The organism is uncultured Marinobacter sp. (assembly GCF_947259545.1).
In the GTDB taxonomy this organism is placed as follows: domain Bacteria; phylum Pseudomonadota; class Gammaproteobacteria; order Pseudomonadales; family Oleiphilaceae; genus Marinobacter.
The window spans coordinates 1-21579 of record NZ_CAMYMK010000002.1 but is presented as its reverse complement, the minus strand read 5'-3'; the positions used below and the strand labels follow the sequence as shown (position 1 = coordinate 21579).

The window sequence follows — 21579 nt, the reverse complement described above, 5'->3', positions numbered from 1 at the left end:
CCCCGACATAGGCCCCCAGATTGGCCAGCAGACTCCAGAACAACGAATGGCCGAGTTCGTCAACGCCATCCAGACCAAACAGCGCCGTTGGTTTGAGCCAGCCTATGGCGAACGGTCCCAGCTCGATAAAGCTCAGCGGCAGCCAGCCGGACTTGGCAAACGCTGGCAGCAGCAGGGTGTAGGTCCATAGCAGAAAACCCAGAGACAGGCCCCACAGGGCGCCAGCCCGAGTCCCCAGCTTCCAGTACATCCCCCCGAGCATCGCCGGGGCGAACTGGGCCACTGCAGCGAAGGACACCAAGCCGATGGAAACCAGCGCGTAAGCTTCTCCGGCAGCCCGGTAATACACGTAGCCGAGCAGCATCAGCAACAGAATGGCGCCACGGCGGATGCCCAGCAGCAGCCGCGACAAGTCCCGGCGCTGGGCCAGCCCCAGCGTTTTCCATCGCAGCAGCAATGGCATGACCAGATCGTTGCAGATCATGGTAGAGAGCGCGATGGTTTCGACGATGATCATGCCGGTGGCGGCGGACAAGCCACCAACGAAGACCAGCAGCGCCAGGGCCTCCTGGCGATGGGCCATGGGCCATGGGCAGGGTCAGCACGAAGGTGTCGGCGTCCACCGTTCCGGCGGAGAAATGCATCAGTCCGGCGAAGGCGATTGGCAGCACGAAGATATTGATCGCCAGCAGGTACAGGGGAAACAGCCAGATCGCCTTGGCCAGATGGTTCTCGTTGACGTTCTCCACCACACTGATCTGGAACTGTCGCGGCAGAAACAGGATCGACAGCATCGACAGGAAAATCAGCGCCGCCCAGGAGCCATAGGTGCCGGCCGGACCGCCGAGGGTCAGCAACTGGTCAATATTGGGCAACTCCGCGGCCCGATCGAAGATATCGGCGAAACCGTCGTAAAGAACGAAGGTGACAAAAATCCCCACGGCGAGGAAAGCCAGCAGCTTGACCAGGGACTCGAAGGCAATGGCAGCCACCATGCCCTCGTGGCGCTCCGTGGCATCCAGATGGCGGGTACCGAACACAATGGTGAACAGTGCCAGCAGCAATGCCACATAGAGGGCCGTATCCTGCAGCGGGCTCATGGCCTCGCCCTGGTTGGGCATCTGGATGGCGGGGTACTGCCAGAATATCAGGAAGCTGCTGGACACCGCCTTGAGCTGCAGGGCGATGTAGGGAATCACCCCGACCACCGCGATCAGGGTGACGAGCCCACCCAGCAACGCACTCTTGCCGTAGCGCGCGGCGATGAAATCGGCAATTGAGGTTATGCGATTGGCCTTGCTGATGCGGATCATCTTGCGCAGCACCAGCCAGAACAGAGCCGCCATCAGGGTTGGCCCGAGGTAGATGGGCAGAAAGCCGACACCGCTGACCGCCGCCCGGCCGACGCTGCCATAGAAGGTCCACGACGTGGCGTATACCGCCATGGAAAGGGCATAGATGTATGGGTTGGCGATGATTGAACGACCGGCGTCAGCCCGCTTGTCGCCCCAATAGGCAATGGCGAAGAGTACGCCCAGGTAGGCGCAGGACGTTAGCAGTATCAGGCCACCCAGGGGCATGGACAGCGGCATGGAAAACGCTCCCTCATCGCCTGGAGCCTTCGATAACCCAGACCATCAGAACGATCAGCAGCGACCAGGCCCCGAACAGGTAGGCAAACAGCAGCGGAATACCGAATACCTCACCGCGGCTATCGAACAATGCCAACAATGGGTAGCTGAAAAGCAGACAGCCGAGCAGAAACAACGCCACCAGCCGCTGGGCCCACAATGTGCGATTGGCCATGGACTTCACCTCCCTCAGGAAAGTGTAGTCCATGGCTCGCTAATCCATTGTTTATCGACTCCGGGGCCCGGCGTTTCCCCAATGGCTCAAAGCGCCCCGGAAATGAAACTCCGCAATTGGCCCAGTCCCGCCGTGCCTGTGTGCTGCGCCGCGGGCTTGCCGTCGCGATAGATCACCAGGGCCGGAATGCCCCGGATACCGGTGGCTGCCGCCAGGTCTGGATCCTCGTCCACATTCACCTTGGCCACGCTCAGCTCATCCGCGAACTCGTCCGCCAGTTCCTCCAGCAACGGGGCGATGGCGCGGCAGGGTCCGCACCACTCGGCCCAGAAATCCACCAGGACGGGCTTGGCCGAGCCCTGAATAGTGTCGTTAAAATTGCTGTCGTCCAGGTGTTGAATGGTGTTGGTCATAGCTCTCTCCCTCATTTCGGTGGGTTGGACAAACACAGAATGCCCACTCACCCGGTCGAACGACCAATGGTTTCCTTGCATACTTCACATCATCTGAAATGATGTATGTCAGAAACATCCCTTGCCGGTCAGAAAAACCTGGCATAGGGTGGAGCCTCAATGCCAGGCTTTCAGGGAGATTAGGCGGGTGAAGAACCAGGAGTTAACTCTGCTCTATGTATTCGATGCCATTATGACTGAAGGATCGATAACCCGCGCTGCCGAGCGGCTGGCGATGACCCAGCCGGCGGTCTCGAATGCGGTATCCCGCATGCGGGATACCTGGCACGATCCGCTGTTCGTCAAGCAGGGCCGGAACATCAGACCGACCTCCTACGCCCGCAGTCTCTGGGACCAGATTCGCGGCCCCATGCACGACCTGACCAATGCGGTGAATGTGACCCGATTCGAACCGGCCCATGCCCGGCGACAATTCCGGGTCGCGGTCACCGACGCCATGCTGGAACTGATCTGGCAGCCATTGGTGGCTGAACTCGAGCAACAAGCCCCCGGCGTGGACCTGCACGCGGTGCCGTTTACCGCGGAGAACGCCCTCACTCAGCTCCGCGAAGCGCACGTGGACCTTGCCCTTGGTATGCTGACGGAACACGATCGCAGCCTTCGCAGTCACTGGCTGTTCGACAGCAGCCATACTGTCGTCATGAGGCACGGCCATCCTCTGGCGGGCCGACCGCTGACGGTGGACGACTACGTCGATGCTCGTCATCTGATGGTGTCCCTGTCCGGGGAGGTGAATGGCTTCGTCGACCAGGCCCTGGGACGCCGGGGGCTCAAGCGCCGGGTGGCCGTCACCGTCAATCACTTCCCCGCAGTCCCCCGGCTGCTGCGCCAGTCAGACATGATTGCCACCCTGCCCCGGATAGCCACCAATGACACCGGTATCAACGAAGGCATGTGGTCCACCGAAGCGCCAATCGCAATTGATCCCCTCAGCCTGTACCTGATCTGGCACACCCGGCACGATCGGGACCCCGGTGTTATCTGGATGCGGGAGCGGATCGAACGGATTGCCAAGGGGTGCTGGAAGGAATGCTCTGACTAGTTCCCCGGTTGCTGGTCACGCAAAGGGTTTTTGCGCCATCAACCTCAACACCATGGGTCTCAGGATGAGATCCATGGCAAGCCCGAGCTTTGGGCCCGGAATGACCAGAGTGTCAGGCCGGGACACGCTGCTGTTGGCGATCATTCGCAACAGATAGGGAAAATCCACTTCCGATGCGTCGCGGAACCGGATCACCACCATGCTCTCATCCTCGGAAGGCACATCCCGCACGACAAAGGGATTGGACGTGTCCACCAGCGGCACCCGCTGAAAGTTGATATGGGTATGGGCAAACTGCGGCACGATATCGTGGACGTAGTCATCCATCCGGTTGATGATGGTTTCCACCACTGCTTCCTGGGAATACCCCCGCCGGTTGGTGTCACGGTGAATCTTCTGGATCCACTCCAGATTCACAATCGGCACCACGCCGATCAGCAGGTCGACGTACTGGGCGATGTTGTAGGTGTCACTGACCACACCACCATGCAATCCTTCGTAGAACAGCAAGTCGGTATCCGCCGGTAGCGGCCCCCAGGGGGTAAAGGTGCCGGGCTTGTATCCCGCAGCCACCAGCGCCTGGTCCTCATCATGGACATACTGTCGGAACTGACCATGGCCGGTGTGGCCATAGTCATACAGCAGGGCCTCGAGCTTGTCGATGTGGTTGGCGGCGAGGGCGAAATGGTTACGCTCGCCGAACTGGCCTTTGGCCGCCAGGCGAGCCATCTGCTCCCTCGTGTAACGGTGGAAGCTGTCACCACTGACCATGGCGGCCCGCAGCCCTTCACTGGCGAAAATCCGGCTGAAGATCTGGCCGGTGGTTGTGGTGCCAGCCCCGGAAGAACCGGTGACTGCAATAACAGGGTGACGTTTCGACATGGCAAACCGTGGTCAGGCGTTAGTGTAGGCTGTCCAGCAGCCGAGGCTTTTCAATCACAAAACCCTGAGCATAGTCCACACCCAGGAGCCTCAGCATATCGAGAACTTCACGGGATTCAACCTGAGAAGCAATGACCTCCCGCTTCATATAGTGCGCCATATCCACCATGGACTGAACCATCGCCCGGTCAGTCTCATTGATATCCACCTGTTTGGTAAACGCACTGTCCAATTTGATAAGGTCCACCGGCAGGCTGCGCATCAACTGGAACGACACCGGACCGCTACCGAAATTGCCCAGGCAGAAACGGCAGCCCAGCTCCTTCATCTCCGACATGAACTCCGCCAGGAGATTGACGTCATTGATGGCGGTCGCTTCCGTAATTTCAAACCAGAGCCGCTCAATGGGCGCCTCCTTCTGACTCAGCTTGTCATAGATAAATTCCAGCAATGACTGGTCATTGAGGGAATAACCGGACAGATTAATACAGACCCCACCAAGGTGATCCGGGTCCGGGGCCTTGTCACGCAACCAGTCCAGCATGCGCCCCACCACCCAGCGGTCTACCACCTGCATACGATCATAACGTTCGGCCATGCGCACAAAATCGCTGCCGGTGATCAACTCACCACGGTCATCGTACATGCTGATCAGCACTTCGTACTGCGACAACATCCGGGTATTGGCATGCAGCGGAATGATCTTCTGACAGCGCAACAGCATGCGCTCTTCGTCCAGGTTTCCCAGGCTCGCCACTTTCGCGGCAATCTGTTCCTGTCGGGACTGGTCCGTTGCATCCAGGGTATATTCGACGACCTTGCCGTGCCCCTGCTTCTTTGACGCCTTCAGGGCATGTTCGGATGCGCGCAGCCAGCGCTCAGCGGCCGTCAGCGCAGGCAATTCCGGCACCAGTCCGGCACTGGCTGACAACTGGTAGCCGCGACCGTCAAAGGTAAATTCAGTGGCCTCGATCTCGGCAATTATGGCCTCGGTGGTTGTCAGCGCTGTTTCCGCCGGCAACAGCCAGGCGAACTCATTACCGGCCAGGCGCGCCAGAGGCATGCCGTCCCCCACGCCGGCGCGGAGAATATCCGCAACCTTGCGGAGGGCGTCATCGCCGGCCTGATAGCCGGCGGTGTCATTCAGTAAACGGAACTGACGCAGGTCCAGGCGCACCAGGGCACGCTCATCTTCATGGCGGGCCAGTTGCTGCTCAAGCATCCGCTCGAACTCCCGGCGCCCCAGTAGCCCGGTCAGTTCGTCATGGGTGGAGGCCCAGGACAGCTGGTCATACACCTTGCGGACCATGCGATCCAGGCTTTCATCCACCAGCGGCCGCTCATACTGACTGTCGGGGACCACAATACCCTTGCGCATCTGGCGTGCCAGGGCATCCAGGTCCAGCTCCACCACCCTCATACCCTGATGATTCACAAACACAAAGCGACTGAAGCCCCGGGCAATCCATACCAGGCGGATGTACTGGGGCTCATCGGGGTTTTCCTGGTCCCTCAGCCAGTCACCGGTACGCAGTTGCTGAGCACGATGAATCCAGCGCTGCAGACTGCGCTGCTCCCGCTCGGACAGCACCTTACGCTTGTCATCTTCCGTCTGGACAGGAGGCATTTCCACCATTTCGAGCGGTTTATCCTCTCGGCGTACCAGGAATTGCTTCAGCTCCTCCCGGATTTGGGATGAAGGCATATGGTTACTGGAGATAGAGGCCAGGCCATCCTGAATGACCCGCAACAATTCCGGCAGATTAATGCCCGCGCGGGGATCATCCGCAAACGCCAGCAGCAAGTCGATCACAGACAGGTAGTCCTGCCACAACTGGCTGTCCGGCCCCTGGCGAATCCAGGTCAATGACAGCAGGTCGCGCCATCCCCCTTCCAACAAACTCAACAACGCTCGGGGGACCTTGCGGCCGGCCAACTTCCGGTTGAGCACCTCAGTGACAGCAGACTTGGAGTCGGACACCTTCTGAGCACCTTCCGCCGCGGCAGTGACCCGCTCCACATTACGGCGATACACGAGGTTCTGACGGTCAATCAGGGTGTCCAGTTCCTGCACCGTGGATTCAAAGACCCCCGTATCCTGATCAAATTCAGTGGCAATACGATGGACCAGTTCGTCAACCCGACGCTGCACCACCGGGTTGATACGCCCCCCCTTGACACCGAGCTGAGCCAGACGGTTCATGACACCGCGAACAGGGCTGTTCTGATCGTCGAAAAAAGACGGATCCCGCATCACCACCTTCAACACCGGCACTTCCAGTTGGCGCATACGGGTTTGGGCGTAGTCGCTGAGCTTTGGGCTCTCCACCACACTGTGGAAAAAGCGATCCACCACATCCAGGGTTTCCTGCTGCTCCCCGTTGAGGGCATTGTCACCACTGCCTCGAATGTGCTCGACCACACGCTCCCTGAGTGTGCCCTGCTCTTCTGATGAGGCCGTTGACTCGACCTGCAGCTGCTGCAGTTCCCGATGCAACTCCCCGACCGACAGTGGTCGGGCGTTGGGAGCGAAGGTCACAGGATCCGTATCTCCCCGGGCCAGTCGACTCGCAGCCAGCGTGCCGATCAGGTTACGAACAGTGGCAAAGGCTGTCTGCGCCGCATTGGCGTATGTGCGGAACTCGGCAGGCGCGGTTTTACCGGGACTGGCAACCCCGGGCAGCTGTCCGGACGCGGGGGCCGACGATGTGGCTGGCGCCTTCTGCGGGCCGGGTTTGCTGGTGGCGGTGGCAGGCACTTCCCGGGCCGGAGCATCACTCACCGTGGATCGTTCAGACAGGTATTTGGTCAAGTCCAGATCCGGCATGACGCCATGGCGAATCAGGATGTTGTTCAGCTCCTGATAGAGCGGGCTGAGCTGCTGCAGCACCGATTGCTCAAAAACCTTCAAACAGACTTTCTCGACATCACGACTGGCTTTCAGGTGACTCAGTCCGGCATGAAACGATTCACACACCAGTGACGGCCCCAGCGGGTTGTGGTGGCCAGTGGAATTGGCAATGCCTAATGAATCCAGCCGCAGCTTGAGCTGGAGCAGCTCCCCCCGGTACTGGGTATCAGCCTTGGTAACCATCACCCGGATGGTCAGCCAGTCCTCAAACTCGCCCTTGTCCACCACCGACAACTCCGAGCCGGGAAACCCTTTACGTGCAGGCTTGAGGGGTGATTCCAGGCTTTGCGCCATCTGGTGCCAGATCACCCGTTGACGGGCCTGGAGCTGGCCAGAGGCATCCATGAATTCATTGGCCATCTGATCACTGCCGGCTTTCTGGGCAGCCTGCTTCAGTGCCACGATCATCTGTGCCAGGCAGGTATCCATCAAAGGTTCAATAAACTGGACAACCGCACGGGCGGACTGGTGAAGGACAAACTGCACCCGATCACTGGGGGCGCGCAAAGCCGATCTCTCCTGATGACGGCTGCCACCACACTGCTTCAGCATCGCGCTCACAGCTTCCGGGTTGGCGCGGACAAAATGAACCCCCATGGCACCTTCAATACGGCGGACGATACTGACATACAACTCGTGACGGCGGTTACCGTCGGCGGAACGAAAACGAACGGTGATTTCTTCGGGGGCACCGCTTACTATCGCGCGCTCAAGTTTGCGCGACGTTTCTCCGGAGTAACGAATAAACAGCCCCTCCGCACAAAAGTCCGCAATCTGACACGGCCATACCTCCCCCGCCCCAAGGTCCAGCTGGGCCGCAAGTTTGATTGGCTGTCGGGGGCTTGTGCGACGTTCTCTGGGATCCATGTACTACCTGATATTCGGCAATGTCCGGGTGATCCACATTTTCACCCTGACCAGCGTCCCTGAAACGGTGGCCCGGGCCACCTGCTACTATACGGGGAACATGTCTGTAATATAGTCGGCAACCCCGTTGCGGGACAGCCCCATCATCACATTGTGAACCATGATACAGCTTAATCAGATCTATCTTCTTTTGCTACTGGTAACCATGCTTCCAGGGTGTTCGACCATTGGCTACTACAGCCAGGCGGTTAGTGGTCACCTCTCGCTGATGCTGGCTTCGCAACCGGTCGACAACCTGCTGACGGCCCCGACCACCGACGATGAGCTGAAACGCAAACTGACCATCGCCCGGGATGCGCGCCACTTCGCCGAGCGTCGGTTGGCCCTGCCCGCCGGCGAAGCCTTTACCGACTATTCAGAGCTGGAACGACCCTGGGTGGTGGTCAACCTGGTGGCAGCACCGGAATTCTCCCTCACTCCCCAGCAGTGGTGTTATCCGGTTATTGGCTGTCAGGCTTACCGGGGCTACTTCAGCCTTGAAGATGCGCGCAAGGAGCAACGTCAGTTCGACAGGCGGGACTTTGATACCTTCATCGGCGCAGTGGCGGCCTACTCAACTCTGGGCTGGTTCGATGATCCGCTGCACAGCGGATTTACCAGTCTGTCAGATGATCGGATGGTGGCCTTGATGTTCCACGAACTGGCCCACCAGGTCATCTACGTTGACGAAGACACGGCATTCAACGAGAGCTTTGCAACGGCTGTGGAACTTGAGGGCCTGCGACTATGGCTGGAGGAACGCGGTGAAGGTGACCAGTTTACCGCGGCGCTGCAACGGCTGTCTCAAAGAAATCAGACCCTGGCGCTGGTGGAACATACGTCTCTTGAGCTGGAGGCGCTGTACGGGCGGGAGGAGCTGCCTGTTGAGCGCATGAGAGCACGCAAAGAGCAGATATTTACAGAGCTGATCGACCGCTACAACGAAATGGCCAGCGAGTGGGACCAGCCCGGCCCGTTCGGCAACGCGATCGAGACACTCAACAACGCCAACATCGCCCTGTTCCGGCAATACAATCAGTTTGTTCCCGGATTCCGACAATTATTGAAAGAGCAGGACTACCGTTTTGACGCCTTTTTTGACGAGGTCAGGGCGCTGTCCGAACTGGACAGGGAGCAACGGACGCTGACCCTGTCGGCCCTGTCACAACGGTTTGACGAAGACCTTTGAGTTGCGCTGGGCGTTGTAGGAGGCCAGCTTGGGGCCCGGCAACGCCTGTACCGTCGAGGGCTGGAAGCCCCGCTCCCGGAACCAGTGTTCTGTCTGGGTGGTGAGTACAAACAACCGCTGAATTCCCTGCCCCCGCGCCAGTTTCTCCACCATCGCAAGGATATCGTCCCCCCGTCCGGAACGACGATAGTTCGGATCCACCGCAAAACACGACAGCTCACCCGCGCCTTCATCCGGGTAATGATACAGTGCTGCGCAGCCGACGATCGTGCCATCACGCTCCGCGACCACAAACCGGTCAATTTCCGTTTCCAGCATCTCTCGCGAGCGACGCACCAGAATGCCCTGCTCTTCCAGTGGCTGAATCAGTTCCAGCACCCCACCAATATCCTCCACCCGGGCCTGGCGGATCTGTTCGTAATGGTCACCACTGACCAGCGTACCGGAGCCATCACGGGTAAACAGTTCCTCCAGCAGCGCTCCGTCATTCACGTAGCTGATGATGTGGGAGCGACGCACCCCCTTGACGCAGGCGTCGCACGCCGCTTTCAGCAATGCTCCATCGTGACCGGTTACGGCACCTGCTCCCAGCCGCTCCGTCGCTTGTCTAGCGGACAACTCCCGAATCAGCGAGCCACCGGACTCAAGCAGTCCCTGATCCTCGATAAACATGATCAGTTTCTCGGCCTGCAGGGCTGCCGCTACCTGGCTGCCGACATCTTCGTAGGACAGGTTGAAGGCATCTCCGGTGGGTGAATACCCCTGGGGTGGCAACAGGACGATATGACCGAGTTCCAGCAGTTTTTCTATACCGGCCACGTCCACCCGGCGTACACGACCGGTATAGCCGAAATCGATTCCGTCGAGAACGCCAACCGGGCGGGCAGCCACAAAGTTGCCACCACTGACACGAATGCGGGCATTGTGCATGGGCGAGTTCACCAGACCCATGGACAGCTGACTTTCCAGGTACGCCCGCAACCCGCCTATGGCCTGTAACACCAGGGGCAATTGGTATTCCTGAGTCACGCGCAGGTCACGATGGAATGACGACTCAACTCCGGCCTCATCCAGTCTCTGCTGAATCTGCGGTCTGGCTCCGAACACCACCACCAGACGCACACCGAGACTGCTCAGCAGCGCGATGTCATGGATGATGTTGATGAAGTTGTCATGGGCTATCGCATCCCCACCGATGGTCAAGACCACCGTACGCCCACGGTGAGTGTTGATATAGGGGGAGGAATGGCGGAATCCATGCAGCCAGTCGTTAGATTTCAATCGTCTCTCCTGATGATCTGAACCTTACAGGCAAAACTGTTTAATCAATCCTTTGAGGATGCTGACAGTGGGCTCCAATTGGGAGAGTTCCAGGAACTCGTCCGGCTGGTGCGCCTGATCAATCGACCCCGGCCCCATCACCAGGGTTTCCAGCCCCAGCTTCTGCATCCAGGGTGCTTCGGTTGCAAACGCCACAGCGTGGGCGGTGTGACCAGTCAGTTTCTCGCAGGCCCTCACCAGTTGCGCATCAGCGGGCGTTTCAAACGGCGGCACGCCATCGAATAACGGCTCAAACACCATGGACAGCTCGCGACGCTCGGCGACAGGCTGCAGTTTATCGAGAATGGCCTGGCGCAGCGACGCCATATCCATGCCGGGCAGAGGCCGCAAATCAAAATGCAGCTCACAGTTGGCACATATCCGGTTGGGGTTATCCCCGCCATGAATGCATCCCAGGTTCATGGTCGGAACCTCAACCTTGAAATTCGGGTTCCGGTATTTCTCCTGCCAGACTGAACGCAGGGCCAACAGTTCTCCCAGCGCTTCATGCATACCCTCCAGGGCGTTGCGGCCAAGGGACGGATCAGAGGAATGCCCGGACTGCCCCTCAAACGCCAGGCGTTCCATCATGATGCCCTTGTGCATGCGCACCGGCCTGAGATTGGTCGGCTCCCCGATCACCGCATACCGGGCTTTCGGACGCCCCGCCTCCGCCAATGCCCGGGCACCGTTCATCGAGCTTTCCTCATCGGCGGTCGCCAGGATGATCAGCGGCTGCTTCAGATCCTGGTCCGCAAATTCCCGCGCCGCCGCAATAGCGAGCGGAAAAAACCCTTTCATATCGCAGGTACCCAATCCGTACCAGCGATCGTCACGTTCGGTCAGGGTGAAGGGGTCGCTCTGCCAGCGTTTATCGTCAAAAGGCACGGTATCGGTGTGCCCGGATAACACCAGCCCACCCGGCCCACTGCCGAGGGTGGCAATCATGTTGAACTTGCCTGGCATACCAGGCACTTCCATCAACTCCACCGTGAACCCCAGCGGTTCCAGCCATTCGGCCAGTGTCCGCACAACGGCTTCGTTGCTGTGATCCCAGTCCGGAGTTGCACTGCTGATGGATGGCAGAGCAATCAGCCGGGTCAGCATCTCGCGGATGCCGGGAACCACATCGGCTCTGTTCTTGGACTCAGACATAAACGGATTCCTGGCCCGGTTCCGGGTCACCGGATCTGGCCACGCTGCCAGACCTCAAATGTTTCAATTGCACGAATCGTCATCGGGTAGGCGATCTCGCCCCCACCAACCGTTCGGGCAACCTCCAGGGTCTGCTCGCCAACACTGGCCAGCCGGCCCTCAACCACATTGTCGTTGGACAGAGTAATTCTCACATTATGCCCGACCCAACGTCCGGCTTCCGCCAGTTCAGCCGGGTACCAACCCGCCACCTGATTGTCCGTGCCTTCCGGCACCACTGGCTGCAGGGACTTCTCGGAAACCGTCGGCTCCGGCGGCTCAACCTCCTCCAGATACACATCAGGCACCTTCTGACCATTGTAACTGACCATCAGGTCAGGGGCGCGCTCCTGCTCAGTTCCCTGCACTGGCACGCCATAGACTGGCTGATCGGGATTCAGCATCAGTGTCAGTTCACCACCCTCGATCAACCACTGCCGGTAGAGTGCCAGCAACTGGGCGCTGGCTTCGTAGCCACGCAAGTTCAACCCCTGCCGAAAGGCATCCATGACGATACGGGTCCATTCATCCATCGCCACCGAGGATTCACGGGCACAGTAGGCTGCAATCCGACGCATCAGACCACCGTCGCGAATGGTCACCGCCATCGGCCCCTCTCCGCTACGCACCAGTCGCTCGGGATTCATGATATCCACCCGCGCCCCGGGCCACTCCACCTCCAGACTGCCGGTACTTTCCGTGGTCAATTCCAGGTACAGCCGATCAGGATACTGACGTATCAACGCCTCACCGGTGACGCCATCAACCCCCATGCGAACCAGGTCTCCGCTGCCCAGCTGTTGGCGATGGTCCGGGCCACACACGGGGGCAAACAGCGCCTGACTGGCTTCTCCGGACGCGGTGACCCAGTTGCGAAACATTGAGGCTTCCAGTCTCAGTTCGACCTTTTCCGCCCGCAGGGACCAGGCCACGGGCAAGCGGCCAGGGTCCATCAAGGCCGTGAGGAGGTTCAATGGCGAGCCTGCATCAAAAGCCAGGCGCCCAATTTCGACCGGCTGTGCCAGACGAAAATCCTGATACCGGGCATCCGCCAGCAACAAGCGGCCTTCGATTCCGGAACGAATAGTGCCGCGATCAATCACTCCGACACTTTCAACCGCTTCCCTGGCTTCGGCCAGACGCTGGTCAGCCAGCCACCAGACCGCCGCTTTGAACAACAGCCAGCCCAGCAGGACCACTACAACAATAAAGGTCAGCAGGCGTTTCATTCATTTATCCTTTTGTCCGGCCGGGACTGGCCCGACGAACTGAACCACCAAATGTCAGCACGGAGGGCCGCTTCAATTGCGGGAAATCAGAGTTCCCACCCCTTCATCCGTGAATATCTCAAGCAGGGTCGCATGGGCAACCCGCCCGTCAATAATGTGTGACGTGCGCACGCCATTTTCCACCGCACTCAGGGCGCAGCGAATTTTCGGCAGCATACCGCCGTGAATGGTGCCATCCTCGATCAGTTCGTTGACCTGCTTGGCCGTCAGTCCGGTCAGGACTTTGCCTTCCTTGCTTTTCAGCCCTGACACATTGGTCAACAGGATCAGTTTCTCGGCCTTCATGGCCTCTGCTACCTTACCCGCAACCAGGTCGGCGTTAATGTTGTAGGACGCGCCATCGGGGCCCACACCAATCGGCGCGATGACGGGAATGACATTGCTGCGGGTCAGCATCTCGATCACTTCGACATTCACACTGTCAACTTCACCAACGTGGCCGATATCGATGATCTCCGGCCGTTCCAGCTCAGCGGAACGGTTGACCACCTCCAGCTTCCGGGCACGGATCAGGTTGGCATCCTTACCGGTCAGCCCTACCGCAGTGCCGCCGTGGGCATTGATCAGGGACACGATTTCCTTGTTGACCTGGCCACCCAGCACCATCTCGACGACGTCCATGGTCTCACTGTCGGTCACCCGCATGCCGTTGACGAAGCGTGACTGGATATTCAAGCGCTCCAGCAAGCCACCGATCTGGGGGCCGCCGCCATGAACCACTATCGGATTGATGCCCACCAGCTTCATCAGCACCACGTCCCGGGCAAAGCTGCTCTTCAGTTCCTCATTTTCCATGGCGTTGCCGCCATACTTGATGACAACGGTTTTCCCGGTAAAGCGCTGAATGTAGGGCAATCCCTTGCTCAGAACGGATGCCACCTGCATTGCTGTTTCACGACCCAGTGCTGCCATATTGCTGCCTTAACAATCTGTCTATTAAAAATCTGTGTGTAGGTCAGGTGCCACTTTCTGCAACTGATCCTGGAAAACGCCCTTGATCCGCTCGAGCGCCTCTTCGGTTTCCGCCTCAAAGCGGAGCACCAGAACCGGCGTGGTATTGGAGGCGCGGCAAAGCCCCCAGCCATCGGCGTAATCCACCCGGATGCCGTCAATGGTGCTGATGCTGCCATCGCCGAAACTACCCTCACTGGCGAGACGCTCCACCAGCTGGAACTTGTTGTCTTCGGTGACCTCGACATTCAGTTCCGGGGTACTGATATCTTCCGGGAAATCCTCGAAGACCTCATCACTGTGGCGATCCTCAACGCCCAGAATCTCAAGCAGGCGAGCGGCCGAATAAAGGCCATCATCAAAGCCGTACCACCGTTCGCCAAAGAAGATGTGGCCGCTCATTTCCCCGGCGAGCAACGCCCCGCTTTCCTTCATTTTGGCCTTCATCAGGGAGTGCCCGGTCTTCCACATAATGGGACGGCCACCGGCTTCGGAAATCACACCCGCCAAGCGACGGCTGCACTTCACATCATACAACACATCGGAACCGGGATTACGGGACACAACGTCCCTGGCAAACAGCATCAACAGCCGGTCCGGCCAGATAATCTTGCCACTGTTGGTGACCACACCCAGGCGATCACCATCACCATCAAACGCCAGGCCAATATCCGCCCGTTCGGTCTTCACACGCTCAATCAGGTCCACCAGGTTGTCGGGTTTGCCGGGGTCAGGATGATGGTTGGGGAAGTCTCCATCCACCTCGCAGTAGAGGGGCACCACCTCGCAGCCAAGTTCTTCCACCAATATGGGGGCCAACTCACCAGCAATACCATTGCCGGCATCCAGTACCACCTTCAATGGTGCCGCCACAGCAATATCCCCGACGATCCTGTCCAGATAGGCACGGCGTACATCTTCCGACGATTGCGCACCCTGACCGCTGACCATGTCGCCGGTCTGGGTGCGCTGGTAAAGCTTCTGGATGGCGTCCCCGGAGAGCGTGTCACCACCCAGCATGATTTTCAGGCCGTTATAGTTGGCGGGGTTGTGGCTTCCGGTCACCATCACACCAGATCCGGTTTGCAGGTGATGGGTGGCGAAATACAGGACCGGCGTGGGTACGGCACCCACGTGAATCACGTTACAGCCAGCGGACATAACTCCCCTGGCAAGGGCATCGGCCAGATCCGGGCTCGAATGCCGGCCATCATATCCGATACAGAGACTGTCGATGCCGCGCTCCAATGCTTCGCTGCCGATAGCCCGACCAATAACGTTGACGATCTCCGGAGACAGGGTTTCGCCGACAATACCGCGAATGTCATAGGCGCGGAAGATACCCGCGGGTATGTCGACCTGGGGGAGCGCCACTTCCTCCACTGCCGGGGATTGTTCCGAGCCACTCGCCTGGTCCGCATCAGCACCGCCTCCGAGCCCCAGGACATCATCGTCACCGTCCAGCATGTCGATATCCAGCATGTCCTTTTCCTGGAACAACGGTTCCTCGGCAGTACCGGCATTTTCCGCCGGAACGCGGGAACGCGAGGAGTCCGCCGCCTTTGCCACTCGCTTATCCACCATCCGCGACAGGCGATGGATTACCTCACCGATGGATGACACCAGGTCCCATTTCAATGCCGGCAGCTTGAGCCGCTCACCACCGAACACCTTATGGGCCCACTGGGTCAGTACCAATACATCCTGACGAAGACTGCGCTGGGCATTCCCCAGCAACACCCAGACCACGATGGCGGCAATCAGGGCGGGAGTCAGAACCAGGATCATGGCCAGGACGGTATTAATGACCGGCGCCGGCACCGACGCAGGCTGGTAACTGAGAGACCAACCCGGGGTAGCCAGTGGCCGCTCCACCGCTTCTCCGCCACCAGAACCATTGCTTGCCACCACACGGGAAGAGCCATTGATACTTTGTACCAGCGCCATTTTGCCGCCCAGCTCACGATTAATCACCGCCAGCAGAGGCCGCAATTCGGACACATCAAATACCACCAACATGCTCCCCGCCAGGGCCCGGTTACCGGGCTTGCGGATGGAGGCCGCCATCTGGAAATACCACTGGCTGTCTCGCGGGAAGGCATCGGGGTGCAGCGGCTTGCCGGATTCAGCGCGACGGGCCAGGTCCAGGCCGGCAAAGCCCAGGGTGTCAGAGCCGCTGGTGCTGCGCGGGATATCGCCGTAGGGAAAAAGATGCACCGCCCGCACGCCCGGTAGAGTTTGGCCAAGCTCCTCAGCTACCGTTTCTATCCCCTCCCGACTGACCAGGGCCTCACGGACATGGCGTTGGGCTGCCAAGCCCTCTACCGCGGATTGCAAGACGGCAAGACGCTGATTGATCCGGGTGGTGGCGGCTTCAACTTCCTGGGCGGCCTGCCGCTCGGCGCGACGCGACTCCGCGGGTTCGAGCACCAACAGATAAAGCAGCGCCACTGACAGTACCCCAGCCACCAGTACGGCGACTGCCTGGACACCGGCCACAGCCCCCAGCCGTTTCAAGCGAGGCCCTTTGGCTTCCTGGCTCTTCGGCTTCTGTTTGCCAGCCGGCTGACCCGCTGTCTCCGCAACAGCCTCGTCTGATTTCTTCCTACCCAGCTTCATAGTCCATCCTGCACTTATAGTATTCGCCCGCGGCAATGAGTCACCCAAGTATAGACGTCGGGCAATGTCTCCGCGTTTACAGACTGTTACCGGCTCCGCTACCCCGTCAGCGTGTCCCCGTTGACCCAAAGCCACCGGCGCCGCGGGCGCTGGCATCGAACGACTCCACCACTTCGAAATCGGCCTGCACCACCGGCACCAGCACCAGCTGTGCCAGACGCTCCCCGACATCCACGGTGAACTCGCTTTGCCCCCGGTTCCAGCAGGACACCATCAGCTCTCCCTGGTAATCGGAATCGATCAGCCCCACCAGATTGCCCAGTACGATACCGTGTTTATGCCCCAGACCGCTGCGGGGCAGAATCATCGCCGCCAGTGATGGATCGGCAATATGGATGGACAGCCCGGTCCTGATCAGCTGGGTATCCCCGGGCTTCAGGGTTAACGGCTCGTCCAGGCAAGCCCTCAGGTCCAGTCCTGCCGATCCGGTCGTGGCGTATTCCGGAAACGCAATGCTGTCCCCGATGCGTGGGTCCAGAATGCGGACCTGGAAAGTTTGTCGTGTCATGGAGTTTCCTGTGCGAAGGTCTGTCATTGAATCTGTTCGGCAATCAGTGCCACCAACTGGCGAGCGATGCCCGTTTTGCTTTCTGGCCCGAGGGCCTGCTGCCCCGACCGCCAGAACACCGTGACGGCATTATCATCGCTGTTGAATCCGATCCCGGGCGCCGATACGTCGTTGGCCACAATCATGTTGAGCTTCTTGCGCTGCATCTTGTCCCGGGCATAGTGTTCCACGTCGCGGGTTTCAGCCGCGAAACCCACCGTAAATGGGGCATCGGGACGGGCCGCGATGGTGGCCAGGGTATCGGGATTGCGCACCAGCGCCAGTGACATGTCCTCGCTCGTTTTCTTGATTTTGTCACCGGCACAGTTATCCGGCCGGTAATCGGCTACCGCAGCGGTGGCGATGAACACATCACAGCCCTCACCTACCGCCTGCCCGGCGGCCGCCAGCATATCCTCGGCGGTAACCACCGCACGCACGTCCACACCGGTGGGCGCCGGGATCGACACCGGCCCGCTGACCAGCACCACCTGAGCGCCGGCATCCCTGGCGGCAGCAGCGATGGCATACCCCATTTTCCCGGAACTGTGGTTACTGATGTAGCGGACCGGATCGATGGGTTCACGGGTCGGGCCGGCAGTAATAACGACCCGCTTGCCCGACAGAGGGCCGGTGCAGACTGCAGTAATGCGTTCAAATAATTCCTGGGGCTCCAGCATACGGCCGGGCCCGGTATCCCCGCAGGCCTGGGAACCCTGATCCGGCCCCCAGAGCGTGACTTGCGGATCCGATTCCAGCAATCCGATGTTGCGACGGGTCCGGTGGTTATTCCACATCGCCTGATTCATTGCTGGCGCCACAACGATTGGCGCTTCAGTAGCACAACAAAGCGTGGTTAGCAGATCGTCCGCCATACCCTGGGCCAGGCGAGCAATAAAGTCAGCAGTCGCCGGGGCAATGACCACCTGATCCGCCCACTTGGCCAGCTCAATGTGTCCCATGCCCTGCTCCGCTTCCGGATCCAGCAGTGACGTCCGTACCGGTTCGCCACTGAGCGCCTGAAAGGTCATTGGCGTCACGAACGCCTCGGCGCCCCGGGTCATCACCACACGTACCTGGTGCCCGGCTTTCTTCAACAACCGCACCAGTTCCGCACTCTTGTAGGCTGCAATACCACCGGTAATCCCCAGCAGAATTCGTTTCGCGGCCATAATTGCTCCGTATCCGGCAAAAATAAAAGGTCTATAAGATAGCACGGCAGACGTCTGCCGGCAGCCTGCATCCCATGCTAGACTTCCGCCTGGATTTCAGTGGCCTGCGCAGGGAGCGCCGCCACGGTTTTCAAGCCAACGCCTAAAAACAGCAAGGACGCAATCATGACAACCCATCCCTGGCCTGCGGACGAGCGCCCGCGGGAACGGCTGCTGGCCCATGGCCCCGACAGTCTCTCCGATGCCGAATTACTGGCCATCTTTCTTCGCACCGGCACCGCCGGCATGCCGGTCATGGAACTGGCGCGACACCTCATTGATACCTTTGGCGGTCTCCGCGGCCTGATGACTGCCTCCCGGCGCCAGTTCTGTGACGTCAAAGGCCTCGGGACGGCGAAATACGCCCAGGTACAGGCCGCCATGGAAATGGCGCAAAGAGTGATGGATGAGCCCCTCAGACAGGGGGACCCCCTACGGTCCCCGACGGACACCCGGCGATTCCTGTGCAGTCGACTGGGCACCTACCCCCATGAGGTGTTCGCCGGCCTGTTTCTGGACAACCGGCACCGCGTGATCCAGTACAGCGAACTTTTTCGCGGCACCATTGATGGTGCCGCAGTGTATCCGAGGGAGGTAGTCCGGCAGGCTTTGGAGTATAATGCCGCTGCGGTCATTTTTGCCCACAACCATCCATCCGGTGTTGCCGAGCCCAGTCAGGCAGATATTGCCCTGACCGGACGCCTCAAAGAGGCTCTTGGCCTGGTGGATATCAGGGTTCTTGACCATATGGTTATCGGCCACGGTGAGGTAATATCCCTGGCTGAACGGGGACTGATGTAAGCCAGCCTGGGCCAGATCGAAAAAACTGGCCAAATTCCCAACAATTTTTTGCGTTGGGGGGCCAGTTCTGGTATAAAAGCGTCCCTTTCTGGCGGCGTCTGGCGAGCAGCGTGCATTTTGAGGCGCAAGTAGCAACCAGAGGCGCGATTAAACGAATTCGTATATTAAGACCATTGCTCAGGTCGGAGGCAAGTATGTCCAGAGTTTGTCAGGTTACCGGTAAGCGTCCGGTCACCGGTAACAATGTATCCCACGCGATGAATCACACCCGTCGTCGCTTTCTGCCGAATCTGCAGAACCACCGCTTCTGGGTTGAATCAGAGAAGCGTTTCGTGAAGCTGCGCGTTTCCACCAAGGGCATGCGCATCATCGACAAAAAAGGCATTGACGCTGTGCTGGCCGATCTTCGTGCCCGCGGCGAGAAAGTTTAAGGAGCCGCATCATGCGCGAGAAAATCAAGCTGGTTTCATCAGCAGGTACTGGTCACTTCTATACGACCAACAAGAACAAGCGTAACACTCCGGAAAAGATCGAGATCAAGAAGTACGATCCGGTTGTCCGCAAGCACGTTGCGTACAAGGAAGCCAAGATCAAGTAATTGCGATCTGGCAACCTGAAAAACCCGGCCATGTGCCGGGTTTTTTATTGCCAGGAAGTCACCTCAGAAGGCCTCAAGATAGCCTTTCGGCAAGGCCACATCCATGGCAATGGGCAAGTGATCCGACATTGGATAGCTGACCACTTCGGAGCGGCGAATTTCCAGACTGGGACTCACCAGGATGTGGTCCAGGGCTTTCTCTGGCCTCCAGCTTGGAAAACTGTGAGCAGTATCCGGCAGCGGAATCAGATCGGTTTCCTTCAGCGGCGTCTGCGTCAGTAACTCCTCCGCATGGTTATTCATATCACCCATCAAGACCACATGCTGATAATCACCGATCAACTCCCGGATGTATCCCAACTGACGCTGCTGCGCCGCCCGACTCAGTGACAGGTGCATCATCACCAGCACCAACGGATCATCCTCCGAACCGTAACGGGCGATAATGGCACCGCGCCCCGGAATCAGTCCTGGCAACCTGTGCTCGGTTACACTCAGCGGCCGATACCGACTCAACAAACCGTTGCTGTGTTGGGCGATCTGCCCGAGGTTTCGGTTCAGTTGCTGGTACCAGTATGGAATACCGGCCGCTTCCGCCAGATACTGAACCTGGTTGATGTAGCCACTCCTCAGACTGCCACCATCACATTCCTGCAGCGCTACCACATCGTAATTCCGAAGCAGGGTAGCAATGCGGTCCAGATTCTCGATGCGGTTGCGATGCGGCAGGAAATGCTGCCAGCTGCGGGTCAGGTAATGACGATAAGAGGAGGTATTGATACCCACCTGTATATTGAAGGTCAGCAGCCGGATATGCCGGTGAGGCTCAAACTCGGGCACATGCTCACTCCCTGAGCAACTCCCCCTGGGCTTTCCAGTCGGTCGGAGAAGCCCATCCAGCTGTTTGCGAATGTGTCTGTACATGTTACCGGCTCATCCGACTGTGACGCACACTCCAGGACCCCGACAACGCCTGTTTACTCTGCGGAGCCGCGCTCTTTCTCGATCAGATAGTCAACGACCTCCAATACCGCTTCATGGCCACCCGCCATGGAGGCACTGACCGTGTACTTACCATTAACAAGCATAGTCGGTGTACCAGTGATACGCGCGCCGCGGATTTTAGCCTGGGCTTTCTGCATCCGCATGTTGACCCCGAAGCTGTTGTAGTTCTCGAGGAACTGTTCACCATCCACGCCATGACCACTGACGAATTCCGCCAGCGCTTCTCCGGAATTCAACGGCCGCCGCTCGCCGGCCAGGGCATCGAACAGGGCATCGTGAACCTTGTCCCGCTCACCCATGGCTTCCAGCGCGTAGAACGCCTTGGCGTGAGGCACCCAGGATTTGCCCAGGGCCGCCGGAATCTGTACATAGTCAACGTCATCCGGGCGATCCTCAGCCCAGGCCTCTATCATCGGCTTGAACGTATAACAATGGGGGCAGCCATACCAGAACACCTCTGCCACCTCGATACTCTCGCTGCTGTCGGTACGGACCGGAGAACTCAGCTCCCGATAGTGAGTGCCCTCCTGCCACTCGGCCGCATTGACCTGGCCAGCTATGGCGAAGGCCGCCAGAAAGGTGACTGCAGTACTCAGACTTCTAAACATCGACTGTCTCCGGTTTTGTTAGTTAATTCTGGAACTGATTATGACCCAGCGTACGCAAAAAGTTCCACCGACGCCGAATTAAAGACAGGAAAGGCAATAACGCAAACCAACCCATACTTCTCAGAATAACCAAAGATGGTAGCCGATCAGGGGGTGGTCAGGCATTT

General features: G+C 59.1%; 19 protein-coding genes. 5 read left to right on the top strand and 14 right to left on the bottom strand.

Going from position 1 to position 21579, the window contains the following annotated elements; genetic code table 11:
• Positions 1 to 59: 59 nt before the first annotated feature.
• Genes Q0Y21_RS00240 through trxA form a run of 3 tightly spaced genes read right to left on the bottom strand, consistent with a single transcriptional unit; the run spans position 60 to position 2219 of the window.
• Positions 60 to 1592, bottom strand: coding sequence for a hypothetical protein (locus Q0Y21_RS00240; protein ID WP_297790434.1), 1533 nt, complete (start codon positions 1590 to 1592; stop codon positions 60 to 62).
• A gap of 13 nt (positions 1593 to 1605) precedes the next feature.
• Entirely contained in the window at positions 1606 to 1839 is a 234-nt protein-coding gene (locus tag Q0Y21_RS00235; RefSeq protein ID WP_297790433.1) for a hypothetical protein, read from the bottom strand.
• 53 nt (positions 1840 to 1892) lie between these two features.
• On the bottom strand, positions 1893 to 2219 hold the full coding sequence (gene trxA, locus Q0Y21_RS00230; RefSeq protein ID WP_297790432.1) for a thioredoxin: 327 nt from the start codon (positions 2217 to 2219) through the stop codon (positions 1893 to 1895).
• A 187-nt stretch (positions 2220 to 2406) separates the two neighbouring features.
• On the opposite strand from trxA, the gene Q0Y21_RS00225 reads away from it, so the two are divergent.
• A complete protein-coding gene (locus Q0Y21_RS00225; RefSeq protein WP_297790431.1) occupies positions 2407 to 3321 on the top strand; it encodes a LysR family transcriptional regulator in 915 nt (304 codons plus the stop codon).
• Between the two features lie 15 nt (positions 3322 to 3336).
• On the opposite strand, the gene Q0Y21_RS00220 is transcribed toward Q0Y21_RS00225, so the two are convergent.
• Entirely contained in the window at positions 3337 to 4203 is an 867-nt protein-coding gene (locus Q0Y21_RS00220; RefSeq protein WP_297790430.1) for a phosphoribulokinase, read from the bottom strand.
• A gap of 19 nt (positions 4204 to 4222) precedes the next feature.
• A complete protein-coding gene (locus Q0Y21_RS00215) occupies positions 4223 to 7981 on the bottom strand; it encodes a DUF1631 family protein (RefSeq protein ID WP_297790429.1) in 3759 nt (1252 codons plus the stop codon).
• Between the two features lie 160 nt (positions 7982 to 8141).
• On the opposite strand from Q0Y21_RS00215, the gene Q0Y21_RS00210 reads away from it, so the two are divergent.
• On the top strand, positions 8142 to 9209 hold the full coding sequence (locus Q0Y21_RS00210) for an aminopeptidase (protein ID WP_297790428.1): 1068 nt from the start codon (positions 8142 to 8144) through the stop codon (positions 9207 to 9209).
• Here the strand turns inward: Q0Y21_RS00210 and argA are convergent.
• The 7 genes from argA to coaBC form a co-directional block, all read right to left on the bottom strand.
• Positions 9183 to 10490 (bottom strand): amino-acid N-acetyltransferase, encoded by a 1308-nt coding sequence (gene argA / locus Q0Y21_RS00205; RefSeq protein ID WP_297790427.1) that lies wholly within the window; start codon positions 10488 to 10490, stop codon positions 9183 to 9185. The genes Q0Y21_RS00210 and argA overlap by 27 nt on opposite strands.
• A 24-nt stretch (positions 10491 to 10514) precedes the next feature.
• Positions 10515 to 11684: an acetylornithine deacetylase gene (gene argE, locus Q0Y21_RS00200; protein ID WP_297790426.1), complete on the bottom strand. Its 1170-nt coding sequence runs from the start codon at positions 11682 to 11684 to the stop codon at positions 10515 to 10517.
• Between the two features lie 26 nt (positions 11685 to 11710).
• Positions 11711 to 12952, bottom strand: coding sequence for an acetylornithine deacetylase (locus Q0Y21_RS00195; protein WP_297790425.1), 1242 nt, complete (start codon positions 12950 to 12952; stop codon positions 11711 to 11713).
• Between the two features lie 72 nt (positions 12953 to 13024).
• Positions 13025 to 13924 (bottom strand): acetylglutamate kinase, encoded by a 900-nt coding sequence (gene argB, locus Q0Y21_RS00190; protein ID WP_297790424.1) that lies wholly within the window; start codon positions 13922 to 13924, stop codon positions 13025 to 13027.
• A 24-nt stretch (positions 13925 to 13948) separates the two neighbouring features.
• The gene (locus tag Q0Y21_RS00185) at positions 13949 to 16582 is read right to left on the bottom strand and encodes a phosphomannomutase/phosphoglucomutase (RefSeq protein WP_297790423.1); all 2634 of its coding nucleotides are present in this window, start codon (positions 16580 to 16582) and stop codon (positions 13949 to 13951) included.
• A 106-nt stretch (positions 16583 to 16688) separates the two neighbouring features.
• Positions 16689 to 17150 carry a dUTP diphosphatase gene (gene dut / locus Q0Y21_RS00180; RefSeq protein ID WP_297790421.1) on the bottom strand — a complete coding sequence of 154 codons (462 nt, stop codon included), beginning with the start codon at positions 17148 to 17150 and terminating at the stop codon, positions 16689 to 16691.
• 23 nt (positions 17151 to 17173) lie between these two features.
• A complete protein-coding gene (gene coaBC, locus Q0Y21_RS00175; RefSeq protein WP_297790419.1) occupies positions 17174 to 18361 on the bottom strand; it encodes a bifunctional phosphopantothenoylcysteine decarboxylase/phosphopantothenate--cysteine ligase CoaBC in 1188 nt (395 codons plus the stop codon).
• Positions 18362 to 18526: 165 nt separating this feature from the next.
• Between coaBC and radC the strand changes: the two genes are divergently transcribed.
• The 3 genes from radC (at position 18527) to rpmG (ending at position 19799) form a co-directional block, all read left to right on the top strand.
• Entirely contained in the window at positions 18527 to 19201 is a 675-nt protein-coding gene (gene radC, locus Q0Y21_RS00170; protein WP_297790417.1) for a DNA repair protein RadC, read from the top strand.
• Positions 19202 to 19395: 194 nt separating this feature from the next.
• Positions 19396 to 19632: a 50S ribosomal protein L28 gene (gene rpmB / locus Q0Y21_RS00165; protein WP_011786975.1), complete on the top strand. Its 237-nt coding sequence runs from the start codon at positions 19396 to 19398 to the stop codon at positions 19630 to 19632.
• Between the two features lie 11 nt (positions 19633 to 19643).
• Positions 19644 to 19799 (top strand): 50S ribosomal protein L33, encoded by a 156-nt coding sequence (rpmG, locus tag Q0Y21_RS00160; protein WP_007153739.1) that lies wholly within the window; start codon positions 19644 to 19646, stop codon positions 19797 to 19799.
• Between the two features lie 63 nt (positions 19800 to 19862).
• On the opposite strand, the gene Q0Y21_RS00155 is transcribed toward rpmG, so the two are convergent.
• Both Q0Y21_RS00155 and Q0Y21_RS00150 read right to left on the bottom strand, forming a co-directional pair.
• On the bottom strand, positions 19863 to 20723 hold the full coding sequence (locus tag Q0Y21_RS00155; RefSeq protein WP_297790410.1) for an endonuclease/exonuclease/phosphatase family protein: 861 nt from the start codon (positions 20721 to 20723) through the stop codon (positions 19863 to 19865).
• Positions 20724 to 20776: 53 nt separating this feature from the next.
• Positions 20777 to 21412, bottom strand: a complete 636-nt coding sequence (locus Q0Y21_RS00150) for a thiol:disulfide interchange protein DsbA/DsbL (protein ID WP_297790408.1) — start codon at positions 21410 to 21412, stop codon at positions 20777 to 20779.
• Between the last annotated feature and the right edge of the window lie 167 nt (positions 21413 to 21579).